This window comes from Bilophila sp., assembly GCF_057864385.1.
Map to the genome: position 1 here is coordinate 13979 of NZ_DBMAFI010000022.1, position 15346 is coordinate 29324.

9 protein-coding genes are annotated in these 15346 nt (G+C 54.8%); 6 read left to right on the forward strand and 3 right to left on the reverse strand.

The window, feature by feature from the left end; genetic code table 11:
* The first annotated feature begins 103 nt into the window (after positions 1-103).
* From ACZM8Y_RS08940 to ACZM8Y_RS08960, 5 genes are all read left to right on the forward strand, one after another.
* Positions 104-2239: a bifunctional diguanylate cyclase/phosphodiesterase gene (locus tag ACZM8Y_RS08940; RefSeq protein ID WP_487480029.1), complete on the forward strand. Its 2136-nt coding sequence runs from the start codon at positions 104-106 to the stop codon at positions 2237-2239.
* A gap of 933 nt (positions 2240-3172) precedes the next feature.
* A complete protein-coding gene (locus tag ACZM8Y_RS08945; protein ID WP_479858813.1) occupies positions 3173-4360 on the forward strand; it encodes an MFS transporter in 1188 nt (395 codons plus the stop codon).
* 410 nt (positions 4361-4770) lie between these two features.
* On the forward strand, positions 4771-4983 hold the full coding sequence (locus tag ACZM8Y_RS08950) for an alkyl sulfatase dimerization domain-containing protein (RefSeq protein WP_479858814.1): 213 nt from the start codon (positions 4771-4773) through the stop codon (positions 4981-4983).
* Positions 4914-5138: a hypothetical protein gene (locus ACZM8Y_RS08955; RefSeq protein WP_479858820.1), complete on the forward strand. Its 225-nt coding sequence runs from the start codon at positions 4914-4916 to the stop codon at positions 5136-5138. The genes ACZM8Y_RS08950 and ACZM8Y_RS08955 overlap by 70 nt, the downstream gene beginning before the upstream one ends.
* Positions 5139-6092: 954 nt before the next feature.
* Positions 6093-6335, forward strand: a complete 243-nt coding sequence (locus ACZM8Y_RS08960) for a phage regulatory CII family protein (protein ID WP_302551598.1) — start codon at positions 6093-6095, stop codon at positions 6333-6335.
* Between the two features lie 467 nt (positions 6336-6802).
* On the opposite strand, the gene ACZM8Y_RS08965 is transcribed toward ACZM8Y_RS08960, so the two are convergent.
* The 3 genes from ACZM8Y_RS08965 to ACZM8Y_RS08975 form a co-directional block, all read right to left on the reverse strand.
* Entirely contained in the window at positions 6803-8260 is a 1458-nt protein-coding gene (locus ACZM8Y_RS08965; RefSeq protein ID WP_479858815.1) for an SLC13 family permease, read from the reverse strand.
* Between the two features lie 141 nt (positions 8261-8401).
* Positions 8402-10117, reverse strand: coding sequence for an FAD-binding protein (locus ACZM8Y_RS08970; RefSeq protein ID WP_302551600.1), 1716 nt, complete (start codon positions 10115-10117; stop codon positions 8402-8404).
* 11 nt (positions 10118-10128) lie between these two features.
* A complete protein-coding gene (locus tag ACZM8Y_RS08975) occupies positions 10129-11769 on the reverse strand; it encodes an FAD-dependent oxidoreductase (RefSeq protein WP_479858816.1) in 1641 nt (546 codons plus the stop codon).
* Positions 11770-12133: 364 nt separating this feature from the next.
* Between ACZM8Y_RS08975 and ACZM8Y_RS08980 the strand changes: the two genes are divergently transcribed.
* Entirely contained in the window at positions 12134-15202 is a 3069-nt protein-coding gene (locus ACZM8Y_RS08980; protein ID WP_479858817.1) for a sigma 54-interacting transcriptional regulator, read from the forward strand.
* Positions 15203-15346: the final 144 nt, after the last annotated feature.

Here is a 15346-nt window from a genome sequence, read left to right on the forward strand (position 1 = left end):
CGGTTCCGCCGTTGCCTTGCTTTTTGGGGTGTTGTGTTGGATTTCTTTTGACTTCATGGAGTCGGTGCAGCAGTCCCTGTGGGATAATTCAGTCAAAAATATTATGGAGAGCACCGCGCGCGGCGCGAATGTGCTCCAGCGTGGCTATATTAAAGATATTGAAATGCTGCGCATGCTGGCGAATGAACTTGAGCAGGGAAAGTCATCCGATTCGGAACGCATCCGCAGCAAATTGAAGACATTCCTTTCCGACACGGGCAACCTTTCCGCCCTTATATTCGAGGATGGCACCGGATATGTGGACAGCGGGCTTGCCGTTACGCTCACGCCTCAGGAAATGGTTACCCTCAAGGGGCTGCATGCGCGCAGCGGTTTGCTGTTCCCGTACCACAACCGGGGGACGGGGAGGAGGACACTTACCATTTATACGGCGGTGGATTTCCCCGACGGGCGCAAGGCATACCTGTTCAAGGGCTATAACGTCGAGACGCTGTACGCTACCTATGCCATGTCCTTCTATAACAATACGGGGTTTTCCTATGTGGTGGCTCCGGACGGCAATATTGCCATGCGCTCGGTTCATCCTGCCAGCAACAAGACCTTTTCCAACCTGTTCGATCTCATCAGCCAGGGCGAAAATAACCCAAATGTCGTGGAATCGTTCCGTAATTCCTTGAAAAACGGCAAGATGGGCATAGCCGTATTCAACAACCGGCATGAGGAATATGTTTTTTGCTACGTCCCCATGCCTGAGATGGACGGATGGTATGTCGTTTCCATTGTCCCCAACGTGGAGATCATGCGGGAAGCGAACTCCATCATTCAGAAAACACTGTTTATCTGTTTCCTGATTTTTGCGGGCTTTCTGATCTGCTTCCTCATTTACCTGTACATCACGCGGGGCTATCAGAAAGAGATGTATGCGCTCGCGTTTACGGACAAGCTCACGGGAGTGCGGAATTTTGCGAAGTTCAGGCAGGATGGCGAAGAAAGGCTTCAAGCCGCGGATGGGCTCCCATGTGCGCTCTTGTCCATCAATATGCTCAACTTCAAGATATTCAACGACGTGATGGGGTATTCGGAAGGGGATGCGCTGCTGAAGGCCTTTGCGCGGATATTGGAGCGCGAAGCGCCCCGCCCGGTGCTCGTCGCGCGTATGCTGGCCGATGCGTTTCTGGTGCTGTTCCCCTATGAGGAGAAAGAGGATTTGGTGGCGTATTGCGAGGCGTATTCCCGTGCGCTCAATGATTTCATCATGTCCCGGAAGCAAAACTACCAGTTGGAGCTGCGTTCTGGTATCTGTTGCGTGGAAGACGGCGGCGTTTCGGACATCAATTCGTTGCTGGATCGCGCCAACATGGCCTTGCAGACGATCAAGAGGAAGGGGGCGGCCCAGTGGAAATTTTACGACCGCACCATGCGTGACAAGCTGCTGAGGGAGAAGGATCTGGAAATACGCATGGAAAAGGCTCTTGCCGATGGGGAATTCCTTGTCTACATCCAGCCGAAATACTGGGTCGGGAGCCGGGCCCTCGCGGGTGGGGAAGCCTTGGTACGGTGGAAGAGCCCGGATCAGGGATTCCTTTCTCCCGGCGAATTCATTCCGCTTTTTGAAAAAAACGGCTTTATTGTCAAGCTCGATCAGTTTATGTTCACATCCGTATGCGTCCTGTTGCGCCAGTGGATCGACGCAGGGATCGAGCCCTGCCCCCTTTCCGTCAATGTGTCGCGCATGCAGTTCCATACGCCAGACTTCGTTGAACGGTACATCAAGATAAAGTCCCAGTACGCTATACCCGACGGTTTGCTGGAATTGGAGTTCACCGAGAGCATCTTTTTCGAGAATGTGGCGCTATTGAGTTCCGCTGTGCATGAGTTGCGCTGGGCGGGGATAAAGTGCGCCATTGATGATTTCGGGGCGGGATATTCCTCGCTCAATGTGCTCAAAGCGTTGCCCGTAAGCGTGCTCAAGCTCGACGGTATGTTCTTCCGCACGGCGAAAGACGATGAACAGGCCAAGATCGTCATCCGAAACATCATGCGTATGGCCGCAGAACTCAAGATGTCCACGGTCGCTGAGGGCGTTGAGACGCACGAGCAGGTGGCTTTTCTGGAAACGACGGGATGCGATATTATCCAAGGTTACGTTTTCGCCCGCCCAATGCCGGCAGCCGAGTTCACCGGTCTTCTTGAAGGGGAGGGAAGGCACGAGGGGAGGGAAGGCACGCGGAGCGCTTGACCAGAGAAAGGCGTTTTGCCTGTAAACGGGGCGACTAGGGGCTGTCTCTAAACAGTTTATTATAGCCAAATCAGGCGTGCGGCGAGTATGGCAGCCGCTTTAAATGTTACGGCAAGTTTATCATTTGAGCAGCAACTATGCGGAATGATTTTAAATTAGCAAAGAACCATTCAGCAAGATGACACTCTTTCGCATGTGCGTCGTACTCTCGTCGGATCAGCCCGCCAAGCATGGAGGAATAACCGCTTCATGGTTTCGGCGTTTCGCCGACGCGAGCAATTTATTGGCATCATAAGCCCTGTCCGCAGGGAGCTTGCCTGCCGGTAAGCCCTCCATCAAGCCAGCGTAGGAACGCTGTTCCCGATTCCCGGATACCTTTGGCACCTAGGAATCGCGCATTTTTGTGCCCCACCTCTTTTGGGGGTTGTGCCATAGGAAACGGCTGATGTTTTATTTCTTAAAATTTCACCGGAATAACGAATAAAACGCCCCAGTCATGGAGTCCATCAGTGAGAAAATATGGAAAAAATCTATATGGTAAGCATATTGTAAAATAAAACAACAAGATACTATGGCAGAGCCTTTTCTTTTAGGCTCTTTATAGTATATGGTTGTTTGATCTCCACAGTGCGGTGGAAAATACAGCCTTTTTTCCGGTTTTCCCCTTGGCGGGATCTACGGCTAAGGCATTTTCCAGCTATCCCTTTGGAACTTCAAGGAAAAAAGCATCAACCATTTTCTATAACACAGCCTTCTTTTATTTCCGGGTCTACGGCGGACATCCACTCTAGTGACGCCATAGTTGGCTGTATTTCCGCTAAGTTCACCTTTACTCCGGCCCGCCGTTGATTCGCTCCGGCCGTCAATATATCTCATTGAAAAGTATATTGTTCTCTGAAAATACAATGACGTTTTACTGATAAGGTGATCAATATGCGTTTTTTCGCGGACAGGACCACGGCGCTGTTGCAGGTTTTTCATGTGATTGTGGACGGGTTGTATGACAGCGTGCCCATTTTACTGTCGTTCATGATCGTCGCCTTTGGCGCGCAGGAAAAGGACGCCGGGGTCATCTTGTCGGCTGCGGCCCTGCTGGGGACGCTGGCGGGTCTGGGCACGAAAGGCTGTTCTCAGAGGTTCGGCTTTTTGCGTACGCTCTGCCTGATCAGCGGTGCGTACGGTGTGGGGTATGTGGCGAATACCTTCTCTCAGAATATCTGGTTCTCGGGCTTTTTTTTCATCATCGCCATGATGGGGTATGGCGTGTTCCACAACGCGGCGTTTTCGTATCTCACGGTACGTACCGAACGGCCCATGCTCGGCAAGGTGCTGGGGGATTTTACGGCCATAGGCGACATCGGCCGGATTCCGATCACCGCTTTCGCGGGGTTCCTCGCGGCTTGGAGCTTTGCCGGAATCCCCGGCTGGCGGATCGTCTGCGCTCTGTTCGGGGGTATTGCCTGCTGTATTGCGTTGTATTTTCTATTGATCTGGCTGCGGAATGGGGACGCTGGAGGGGAACGCTGCGAGGAACGCCCGCAATCCCTGCTGCCTGCACTTTCGCTCCTACGGGATCGCCATACGGCGTCCACGGTCGCCGCCAATATTCTGGATGGGTTCAGCGGTGATCAGATTTTCGCTTTCCTGCCGTTCCTGTTGTTCGCCAAGGGGATGGATCCCAAGGTCATCGGCAGTTTTGCGCTGGCCTTCACCGTAGGTTGCTTTGCGGGGAAAATGGCCTGCGGGCGGCTGGTTGGAATTTTCGGTTCCCGCAAGGTTTTTATTACGTCCAAGCTGATAATGTCCGTCCTTTTGATGGTGTTGGTGACGGCACAGGGGTTGCCCGTGGTTATCGCTGCCTCCATTCTGCTCGGCATTGTTACCAAGGGGACTGTCCCTGTCCTCCAGACGTTGTTTGTGGAGTCGGTAACGGATCCGCAGGCCTATGATGATCTATTCGCCGTCAATACGTTCGCCCGCGGATCCACCAATATCCTGACGCCGCTGTTGTTCGGGGGCATCGCTTCGGCGTTCTCGGCGGAATACATCTACGTACTGATGGCTATAGTCTCCGTGTTTGCGGTGGCCCCTGTCCTGTTTGGGCGACCTATGCACGCTTAACCATTCCCCCATGAGGGATAGGAAACCCTTTCAGAGAAACAATCTCCGTTTTTTGCCGTTGCCGTGCGCAATCCTTTTTGAAGAAATAGCATGAAAGCCGCCCAATGGGGATGGTTCTGAGAGGACATTTCTACTGTGGCGGCGTTTTCCCCTGATATAGCGGGCTGGCTGGACAGCCTCGACGAGAGGCTATCCTATTCGGCAAACTGCCTGTTGTCCGAACATACGCGGGCCTTGTGCGGTAAGGAGAAGGTTCGGAGGGGCTGACGGGTTCCGCGATACCATCCGGTAGGTTCTGGAAAACGCTTGCTGGCATGAATAAAGGAAAGGACATGGATACATCGGATTCCGAAATCGTGCTGCCGCAGGAATATGCTTCGTTGTCCTATCTGGGAGAGTAGTACGAATACGTGAAAAGGACGGTTCGGGCCATCTTTACCGCGTATTTGGGATGGCTCGACGGCAGCCCCACCAATCTACACCCACTGCCGCCGAAGGAGCGTGCGGGAAAGACCGTTGTGCTCTGGCGGGTGGAACGGATGCCGTGTTGTGGGTGGCGGAAGAGGGCGTGGGAAAGGGGAATATCAATGGTATCTGGAGGTACATGGTTTTGTTGGTCATAGGTGTGAACTCCAAGGACGCCCGGCGGCAAAAAGCCGTCGTCCTGACCAAGCTGGCCGCCTATAAAACTAGCGCCAACGAGAGGCACTACTATTTGGTCTGTGCCCATGAACTGGAAATCGTCATTAGGGAAGGCTTCGTCAGAGTACAAGACTGATGTTTTATTTCTTAAAGTTCCAAAGATGTAACCAAAAACACCTCGGCTATGGGGGGGCACCAACGGGAAAACAAGAAGGAATTTTATTTAGCTCTGTCATATATTTGGTTGTTTTATCTCTACAGCACGGTAAGAGTACGGCTTTTTTATCCGGTTTTTCCGCTGGCGAAATCCATGGTTAGGCCGTATTGTTAATTATATAATATATTGAAACTATTTAACTATTTTTAAGTCATGAAAAGATTGTTTTCAATAATTCCGCTGGAACTTCAAGAAAAAAACATCAACTATTTTCTACGAAACAGCCTTTTATTTTCACCATGTGGTGGAGGTGAAACAACCATTCAGAGAGTTAGGAAGATATCGGAACAGTTGAAAAAAGCGGCTTACTGGGGTCGCAAACTGCTGAGGGAGGCCCTTATCCGTAAGGGGGGGGCTTTCGCATTGGGTGGAGACTGCTAAGTGTTATGCTGAACCCGAAATCGCCATTTCTCTTATGGGGCGAGTCAACGGCATACTGTTGCGGCGCGGTTCTTTAGGACGATGCCTTTGGAATTTTTGAGGTGGCAGTATTTCGTTTTTTTCCTTTAGATCGTGTTGTTAATTGTATAATATATTGATACTATTAAATTATTTTTAAGTTATAAAAAGATTGTTTTCAATAAATTAAAATAGCTGCATGTCAAATGACGACACGGCCTAGTTGGGGGAGATGTTTGCCCCATGTTTTCGCCTCCTCCGATCCGGTAAGGACACACTTTGAAGATTGTATATAATATGCTGTAACAAAACATTTTTTGTATATAACACGTTACGGTGAAGAGTATTTGACTATTTATCATTTTATATATATCAAAAAAACGATATAAGGTGTCTCATTCTACATCTGGCGGCGTTAGGAAAATGTCCCTCTGGCGAGGGATGTTGGCAATGACGACTGAAAGGAGAACGGACATGCACGAACAGCTTATCAAAGAGATTCAGAAGACGGTGAGAGATGGGGAAGTTCCTGCCAAAAGTGTCGCTGAAGCAGTCGGTAAGCCCTATTCGACGCTGATGCGGGAGATCAACCCTTATGACAAGGGGGCGAAGCTTGGCGTGGAGACGTTTATGGCGATCATCGAGACTACGGGAGACACCACGCCTCTGAAAGTGATGGCACACGAACTTGGCTACGAGCTTATCCCCAACAAGTGATGTCGGCTTCGTCGCAGGGGCGTATCGAGGGAGGCAAGCCATCGCAGTGAGAAGTTTCTTTTCGGTGCTTATCCCGCAGGGAAAACGAAGCTCTTTGGAGGACGGACGAACCGTTGTGAAGCCGCACCATCTGGAGGTGTAGAAAACTGCCCTTGGCAACAGAATAGAAAAAAGAGGGGAAGCAACAGTTTCTCCTCTTTTTTGTGCGGGAATATCTGGAATTTTCATCCTACGGCAAAGTTTCCGTCGATGAAAGTATTGTTACCGCGTAGAGTTCATTTCCGGTACTCATCAAGAGAGTTACGCCGCTTCCTGTATTGAACTTGCGTTTGAAGCTTAATATTTTGTTTCACATTAACTGATTGCTGGGTATACATGAGAAGATTACCATCCCATGTATACCCTTTCTGCCTTTTAAAGTTACACGGGCTAAGGATACTGTATTGGGAGAAAGGCTCTGTGAAATGTTAGAATAGGGTTTTGCCCAGTACAACGACAATAAACGAAATAGTGGCCCATGTTGCGAGGATGACTATAGGAGCAGTCCTCCAGATGGCTTTCGCATTCGACCACTCGTTGCCGTGCAGCAGCGAGGCACTGGCGCTGGCGGCCGGAGTGAGGAACGCGATGTGGACTCCCATGACCACCATGATGATGGCAAGCTCGGGAGGAACATTCATGCTTGTACAGTAGCTGTAGACGACGGGCATCAGGGCGATGCCCGTTGCGCCGTTGTTCATGAACTGCGTGAGGACGGTAGCGAAAAAGCCCATGCACAGTGCGAATACCAGCGAAGATTCGTTTCCGAAGAAGGGTGTCATCAATGCCATGAGGAACTTGGTGATCCCGCTTTCGTCGTTGGCCATCGCATGGGAAAGGGGCATCACCACGGCGAGGATGAGGATGATCCCCCACGTCACCCCGGAATCCACCATCGTCTTGAACCGGAGCAGCGGCTTGCCATCGACCTTGAGGAGACACATCACGGTTACGAGGAGCATACAGATGCCCGTGTTCCCGATGGTCTTGAAGAAGCGGGCGATGCCGGATGTGGCGGGTAGGATGTTAGGCAAAAGCAGCAGGACGACCAGCGCGAACAGAAAACCCAGCACGATTTTTTGGACTTTGTTCAGCCGCAGCGCGCCCTCGGTGTCCAGCCCTTCGGTATCCAGTGAGATCAATTTCCTCATGTCGGGCTTGAACACGTACTTGGCCATGACGATGAACAGCAGGGAGCACAGCGCGCAGCATGTTATCGCAATGATCATGTACTTCGCGTAATCGATGGTCACGCCGGACATGTTTTCATATGCGCCGAGTACGGTAAACGGAACCTGCTTGAACGGGATGATCGACATGCCGATTTGCGCGGCGTACACGATGCCGAAAACCATCATCGTCGGATAGCCTTCGCCCTTTTGGTAGCCGCACTTGTCACAGATGCCGTACAGGATGCTCCAGCCGATGACGACCGCCGGGGATGCGCTGGTCAGTGCGCCCAGCAGCATGATGGACAGGAAAAACGTATAGGTGAACAGCCACGGCTTCCCCGCGACGCATTTGCGGGTGATGAACCACAGCGAGATGAACTTGGACAGGCCGTAATAGTTGATGGTCGCGCAGAAGACGAAAATGAAGAACATCATCATAACGAGCGGATCGCCGAAACTGGTCTGGAACAGCTCGCTGGGCTTCATGCCGCCGATGAGCATGAGCGCCAGCAGGCCCGCCATGCTCGGCCAAATGATGTCTATGAAAATCCAGCCGTATAGTACTCCGAGGAAGATGCCGATGAGATTCATCCCCAGCGGAGTCAAAGGGGGTATGGGCGTGAGCTGGCCGCAGCCGAACATGATCAGAAGGCTTGTCAGGGAGTGGGCGTAGTAGACGATCTCTTTGTCTTTGAGAGAGGAAGGAAGTTGCATGACCGGTTCTCCTTGCGTGGTGCCTCTGTAACAGGGGGTTCTTGCCTGTTGGCAAAAAGGGAGGGAGGCCGTTTCCCGTCCCTCTGTGGAGACGGGAAACGGCGGGTCTGAAAACCGGATAAAAGGGGGATAGGTTCGGAATCAGACGGCCTTGTGAGGCGTCGGCCAGTTGAAGTTGTCCATGTAGTAGCGGTATGGCTTGATAGGGTAGTCGTTCAAGGGAACAGGGACGGTATGGACTTCCCGCTTGCCGTCGACCTGCTTCTGCTCGATCCACTTGAGCCAGTGTTCGTTGTCCCGTTCAGGATAATCTTCGCGGTAATGCCCGGCGCGGGATTCCTTGCGCATCAGGGCCGCATTAAGGCACAGCTCGGTAAGGAGCACTGTGGACGTGGCCTCAAACAGCTTGGCGAGTTCGTGCGGATCTCGCGCTCCCAGGTGCGGCAGCACTTCCGAGCGGATTTCTTCCACACGGTCGAGCCCGCGCGAAAGCCCCTTGCCCGTCTTCATCAGCGCGATGTCGGGGGCGCTCATGACCTCGCGCATATCGGAGATGACATCCTTGGGCGCGATGCCGTCCTTGCCGAGGTATCCGGTGAACGCTTCAAGCCGGGAGGCGGCGTACGCCTCATCAAAGGCCACGGCATCATGCCCCTGTACAAACTGCGCAGCAGCTTCCCCAGCCGAATAACCCGTCGTCGCCGTGATGCATGTGGCCCAGCCGCCCATGTAGACGCCCGGATCGGGATTGCGGGCAAGCCCGGCGGCATAGAGCCCCTTTATGGCGGTGGAACCGTCGAGATCAGCTACAATGCCGCCGTACGTATGGCGCACTTGCGGCATCCATTCCAGTTTTTGCCCGAAGAAATCGATGCCGAGTTCGCGCAGCTTCTTGTCGTTGAGGCCCATCCAGCCCGCTCTGGGGCGCATGGTTTCCACATCCTCCGGCTTCATTTGGCTGCAGTCAAAACGGATGGGGCCGTTTCCGGCTCTCACTTCGTGCACCATGCCTCTGGTATTGTAATGGGGATCGGCCTTGGCTCCAAATTTGGGGGAGTATTTCTTCATGAAATCCTCTCCTTTGGCGTTCAGGAACCGGGCTCCCTTGGGGAGAAGGCCCGTTTGCCCTTCCCACGCGAAATCGACAGGCACGTTCCACACCTTCCAGAATTCAAAGTTCCGCATGGCGCAGCCTGCGTTCCAAGCGATGCTGACGCCTTCGCTGGCTGGCGTGTTCTGATGGTAGGAGGGCTTCCAGCCGCCCGTATTGGTGGCGAGCAGGACGGCGCGGGCCTTGATGAAGACGGGCACCCCGCTCTGGCTGTGAAAGCCCACGGCCCCGGTCACGCGTTCGCCGTCGGTGATGACGTCGGTGATGACCGTGCGCCCAAGCCGCCGCACGCCCCTCTTTTCGCATTCCTGCTTGAGCAGGCGGGCTTTTTCGATGCCGCCCATCCCGTAGGGGTGGTAGTAGTAATAGCGCATGTAATCAAGGGCGCGCTGGGGGATGAAGCACAGTTCTCCCTTGTCGTTGCGGACGAATTTGTGCCCCAGATTCTCAAAGTCCATGAACCGATCATAGGATTGCGTCAGGATCTGTCCGAGAAGTTTTTGATCGGCAAGCCCGTCGTAATAATACACGAGATCGTCGAGCAGATCGTCCAGCTTCATATCGGGCTGCTTGACGATCATGTCCCCTCCGGAAAGCCCGCCTAGCCCGCCCCAGTCTCGAGGCCCCTTGTCCACGACCAGCACATCGCCCAGAAAATCCTTGGCACGCATGGCAGCCCACATTCCGCTGAAACCGCAGCCGATAACCAGCAGATCCGTCGTATATTGATAGCCTTGTTCTTTCATATGCGCCTCACTTACTGGTTGTCGGCTTCAATTTGATCAAGGGTGCGGGCGAAACGTTCCTTGAAGGGATGCACATAGATGGCCCCAGAAGGGCAGTTCAGCTCGCAGTTGAAACAGGTCATGCAGTCGTCGGTATAGGTGATGCGGGACTTGCTGCCGCAGGTCATGCAGCGCAGGGCCTCGGCAAAGCAGGCTTCCATATCCAAAGGCTGCAAGGTTTCCGCAAAAGGATCGCTGGAGGGAGCTGGATGGCTGACGCGCTCCTGTCTCGGTTCATGGCGGATGCCTTCGCGGGGCCATTGTTCCTCAGGGAGATCGGGACGTTTGCGCCCGCGTTCGCCCCGGATGTCCGCGCCCTTGAGCATGCGGTCGATGGAAAAAGCGCATTCGCGTCCGCCGGCAATGGCGCTGACGACGGAAGAAGGGCCCGTGGCGGCGTCGCCCGCGGCGAAGATTCCCCACGTCGAGGTAGCGAAGGTGACGTCTTCAACCTCGATACGTCCCCGTTCAGTGCGCACGTCCTTGGCGAACCCGTTCAGTTCGGATGCTTGGCCGATAGCAAAGATAATATGATCGGCCCGGATGCGCATGGTGGCGTTTTCATCGAACAGAGGTGCGAAACGCCCCTGTTCGTCGACGACCCGGATGCACGTTTTCAGTTCCATGCCCGCGACATGCCCGTTCTCTTGAAGGATGACGCCGGGGCCGAACCCGCAATGGAATTCGATGCCCTCCCTCAGGGCGTCCGCCTGATTGTGCGGGTACGCGGGCATGGTTTCGCGCGATTCAAGACAGGCCATGCTCACTTTGGCGGCACCAAGCCTTTTAGCTGTGATGGCGGCATCTACAGCAACGTCTCCGCCCCCGATGACGAGCACGTCTCCGGACAGGCTAGGCCGTTCATCGCCCCGGTTGGCGCGCAGGAACTCAAGGCCCCAGTGGACGCCGGGGAGCTCGACGCCTTCCATGTGTACCTTGCGGCTGACCGTCGTTCCGGGGGCCAGCATGATGGCCTTGAATCCTAACCGCTTCAGGTCGGAAAGGCTCAGGTCCGCGCCTTCGCCGATCTTCGTATTGCAGCGGAAGGCGACGCCCATCGTTTCAAGCCTGGCGATGTGGGCCGCAACGATCGCGTCGGGAAGCCGATACGCGGGGATGCCGTACCGCAACATGCCGCCGGGAAGCGGCATAGCCTCGAAAACCGTCACCGGGTATCCCATCTGTGCGAGGAACCACGCGCAGGAAAGCCCCGCCGGGCCGGAACCGATCACCGCGACCTTTGTAATGTGTCTGCGGACGGGCTTTTCGAGAGGCGCTTTCAGGTCCCAGTCACCCATGATCTGCTCGACGGCATTGATGTTTACCGCCTCGTCCACATGGTTTCGGGCGCACTTTTTCTCGCAGGGATGGAAACATACCCGGCCTGTGATGGCCGGAAACGGCTGGACGCTGCGGTAGCGCCGGGCCGCTTCGCCAAGGTGCCCCTGCTGGATCAGGTAATGGTTGCCGCGAATGTCGACCCCGGCGGGGCAAGCCGCCATGCAAGGGGAAAGGGCCTCTTGCGCGGGTTCGAGCCTGAAAACATCCAGTGGGCATGTCTTGGTGCAGGTTCCGCAGCCGGTACAGGCCGCAGGATCGATGCTGTGGATCATATGAACTCCTTTTACGCATCTGATTGGGAAGGTGACTGCCCCTGTGGGGACAGTGCGTCCGAAACATGGCTGCCGCCGTAGTGTTTTTCTTTGGTCAGGAAAACAAGTTGAAAGGAAACCCTCCTCTAGGATGCATGGGAATGAACGTCACGGCAGCGAAATGTTGTGCGTCGTTGATAAAGAGTAAGCAAAGGGCGTTCCATCTCGTTATTGTAGTGTTTTTATTAGTTTTATTTGAAAAGGACTCCCTCATATTTCTTTTTTTGTCTTAAAAACATACAATTTTGTATATTGCCGTCTTGTTTTCGGACGGCTATGCTGGCGAAGGCTGAACGGTCGATGGACCGCGGCGAAGGAGAAGGATATGGCGAAAGAAAAGGCGTGGTATGCGGACAGTGCTGTCGGGACGTTGCTCGCGGATCTGTTTGAAGGGAAATGCTCCCCCGAATTGCTCGCACAGCTTGCCCAGATCCCGCTCGCTGAAGCGGAGCGGGGTACGTTCCCCGGCTGTCCGCCTTCCTCCGGGAGGGAACGCCGGTTCCGTCTGATGAAGCGTGTCCAAGCCCACAAGGAGGCGTGCTCGTTTTTGCTGGCTCGGCCCTCCGGCTCCGGCCTCGAATCGTTTTTGCGGCTGGCTGCGGAGGGGGAAGAGCTTGGGGCGTTGGAAATGTTGCTGGGGCTGGGATTAAGCCGCATGAACACCTTGCGCCCAGCGGAGATCAATAGTGTCCTCCGTCTCGTCCATCGGAGCCTTTTGGGTATAGTCCTGCGAGGGTTAAGCGCTGATGGGGCAACGCGGTACCGGCGTCTTTGCCGTGACGTGCACCCGCTTATCGTTTGTTCGGGCAGCAATACGCCTTCGCTCGCCCGGCTCTTTTTCCGGGCGCGGGGGCTGGCCGTGAAGTTCGGGGACAGACGCGACATGGCGCTCTTCGACCTGCTCATCGGCTCCATAAACGTCTGCAATACGCCGGAACACGGGAACCCGCGTTTCCACGCTATCATGGCCCGCGGGTATGCGGCGCTTGAGGCGCTCAAAGAACCGGATCTGTTTGAACAGGCGACGCCCTATCTGGGCATTTACCATTTCATTGAGGGGAACTACGAACAGGCAATGAACCTCTTTTCCCGCGCAAGCCGGAAACTGCGCGCGCAGGAGCACCATCTCGTCGAAATGTTTTATATCAGGCACTGGAGCTTTGCGGCTTCCTGCCGGGGGAATTTTGAGCTGGCGGCCGAGCTGTTGCTCTCGCGGCTACGCATGTTCGCCGCGCGCAGCGACAATCAGCTCGCCCGTTCCATACGTGGGCAGCTTGCGGCGTTGTACTTGCGCATGGGGCAATATGAAAAGGCGCTGGAACAGCTGGACATAGCGCAAATAGGTGTTTCGCCGCAGGTGGATATCGTCAGCGGCGTCACCAATGCGCGCCATCTTTCCTACTACCATATGCTGTCCGGAAATCCGAAGGCGGCCTACAAGGTGCTCTATTCGGCACTGGATGAGGCACGGCGTCAGGGGTATGAGCGCCCGATTTATCTGGGGGGCGCACTGCTTGAGCTTTTGTGCGCCTTTCAGGAGCAGGGATGCCCGCCGCTTCCCTGCTATTCGGCGGAGCAGGAGCTGCAACGCTGCCTCAAGGGGCCCAACCGTATGTTGCGGGGCGTTGCGGCCCGCTTGTTCGGCAATGCGCTGATGCGCGGAGGAAATGAGGATGGGGCGCTCGGCCTGTATCAGGACAGCCTCGCACTGCTTGAAAAGATAGGCTGCCCGCTTGAGGCGGCGAAAACGCGGCTGGCGCTGGCTTCACTGGCGTTGCGGCGCAACGATAAGGAAAAGGCCGTGCTGCTCGTGAGCGACGCATGGCCCATGTACGATTATCTCAAGGATTTTTTCTGGCCGGAGGAACTGCTTGCTCTGCTTCCCTCCTACATGCGCAAGCATGGGGACGCCAATCTTTCCTCGCGGGCCCTTCTCGAAGCCTACCGTGAAAGTTTTTCCCCCAACAGGACATGGGAACAGTTCGAGGCATTTTCGCAGGCTTTACTGGCGGAGTCGGCCCGTATCCTCGGCACTACGCAGGGATACCTCTTTCATGTCCCGTATCCGCATGCGCCGCTTCGCCTTGTGGCCGTTCTCGGAGGCAAGCTCGAATCCGTGACATATCCTTATGCCTCCCTGCCCGATCTCATGGAGCTCGTAGCCGAGGGAACTCCGCTTATTCTGGACAATGTGCAGGAAGGGGGATGGGGGTTCGGAAGCATGTTGATCGGCATCCCCATAGACTGCCGTCCCGATGGGGTTTATGCGCTGTGCCATGTCGGGGCTTTTTTGCCGGAGGTCCGTACCGTCCTTGAAGAGAATGTGTTGAAAGATATCGGGCGTGTCCTTGCGTGGGAATGTTCCCGCGTCATGGAGCGGGAGCGGCGTCATACGGATCGCCTTGAGACGCTTGCGGATAGCTCTGGAGAAATGATCTGCGTTTCCGATGAGATGGAACGGTTTCTCGGCGATGTGGAACTTGCGGCGAAAACCGATGCTTCCATCCTGCTTTGCGGGGAATCCGGCGTGGGCAAGGAGATGGTGGCCCGGTACATCCACGAGAAAAGCGGCAGGAGCGGCAGGCTTGTCATCATCAACATGGCGAGCCTTCAGGACGAGTTGTTCGAGAGCGAGTTCTTCGGGCATGAAAAGGGATCTTTCACGGGAGCTATGACCAGCAAGCCCGGTCTTGTGGAAATGGCTGAAAACGGCACACTGTTTCTGGATGAATTTACGGAAGCCAGCACGCGGGTGCAGGCCAAGCTCCTGCGGGTCCTTCAGGAGCGCTGCTTCCATCGCGTGGGCGGAACGCAGACCATCAGTGTGAACTTCCGCCTTATCGCGGCCTCCAACAGGGACATCACCCATGCGGTCAGGCAGGGGCTTTTCCGTGCGGATCTCTACTACCGCGTCGCCGTGATCAACCTGAAAATCCCTCCGCTGCGCGAACGCAAGGCCGACATCCTCGCCATTGCCCGCTACTATCTGCATTTTTTTTCGCACTGGCATCATCGGGAATGCGTTCAGGATTTTTCTCCGGAAAACCGCCGTATTCTGGAAAGCTGGAGTTGGCCGGGGAATATACGCGAGCTGCGCAACGTCATCGAGCAGTCGGTCGTCTTGACCGGGGGGCGGCACCTGACGCTACCTGAAACGGTGGAGCATACCGAGACTTTCAAAGATGTCGAGATGTCGGAAACTAGGAGAATGCCCGAAGAGTTGTTTTCCGGAAACCCGTCTCTGGCGGATCTCGAAAAACGGTATATCGAGAGGACGCTGGAGCAGTCGGGCTGGCGGATTGAAGGGAAGAGGGGAGCACTCGCCGTGCTGCGTATAAGCCGATCCGCATTGTACGACAAGATGCGGCGGTATGGAGTGAAGAGGCCCTTTTGAGGACTAATGCCTCTGAAGGTTGTCATAGTTAAAGTAAAACATGAAGAATAAGCGACATAAAAACATTCAAAACGGGGAAGCGAGGCAAACGCGGGACGGAGAAAAGAGGCTGCCAACCTTTGCGTGAACGGCTGGCAGCCGCGG

Excerpts from the sequence above, each read along its gene's own strand:
- ACZM8Y_RS08980 (WP_479858817.1), top strand. The coding sequence starts at position 12,134 with ATGGCGAAAGAAAAGGCGTGGTATGCGGACAGTGCTGTCGGGACGTTG.
- ACZM8Y_RS08945 (WP_479858813.1), top strand. The coding sequence starts at position 3,173 with ATGCGTTTTTTCGCGGACAGGACCACGGCGCTGTTGCAGGTTTTTCAT.
- ACZM8Y_RS08960 (WP_302551598.1), top strand. The coding sequence starts at position 6,093 with ATGCACGAACAGCTTATCAAAGAGATTCAGAAGACGGTGAGAGATGGG.
- ACZM8Y_RS08940 (WP_487480029.1), top strand. The coding sequence starts at position 104 with ATGGAGAGCACCGCGCGCGGCGCGAATGTGCTCCAGCGTGGCTATATT.
- ACZM8Y_RS08970 (WP_302551600.1), bottom strand. The coding sequence starts at position 10,117 with ATGAAAGAACAAGGCTATCAATATACGACGGATCTGCTGGTTATCGGC.
- ACZM8Y_RS08975 (WP_479858816.1), bottom strand. The coding sequence starts at position 11,769 with ATGATCCACAGCATCGATCCTGCGGCCTGTACCGGCTGCGGAACCTGC.
- ACZM8Y_RS08965 (WP_479858815.1), bottom strand. The coding sequence starts at position 8,260 with ATGCAACTTCCTTCCTCTCTCAAAGACAAAGAGATCGTCTACTACGCC.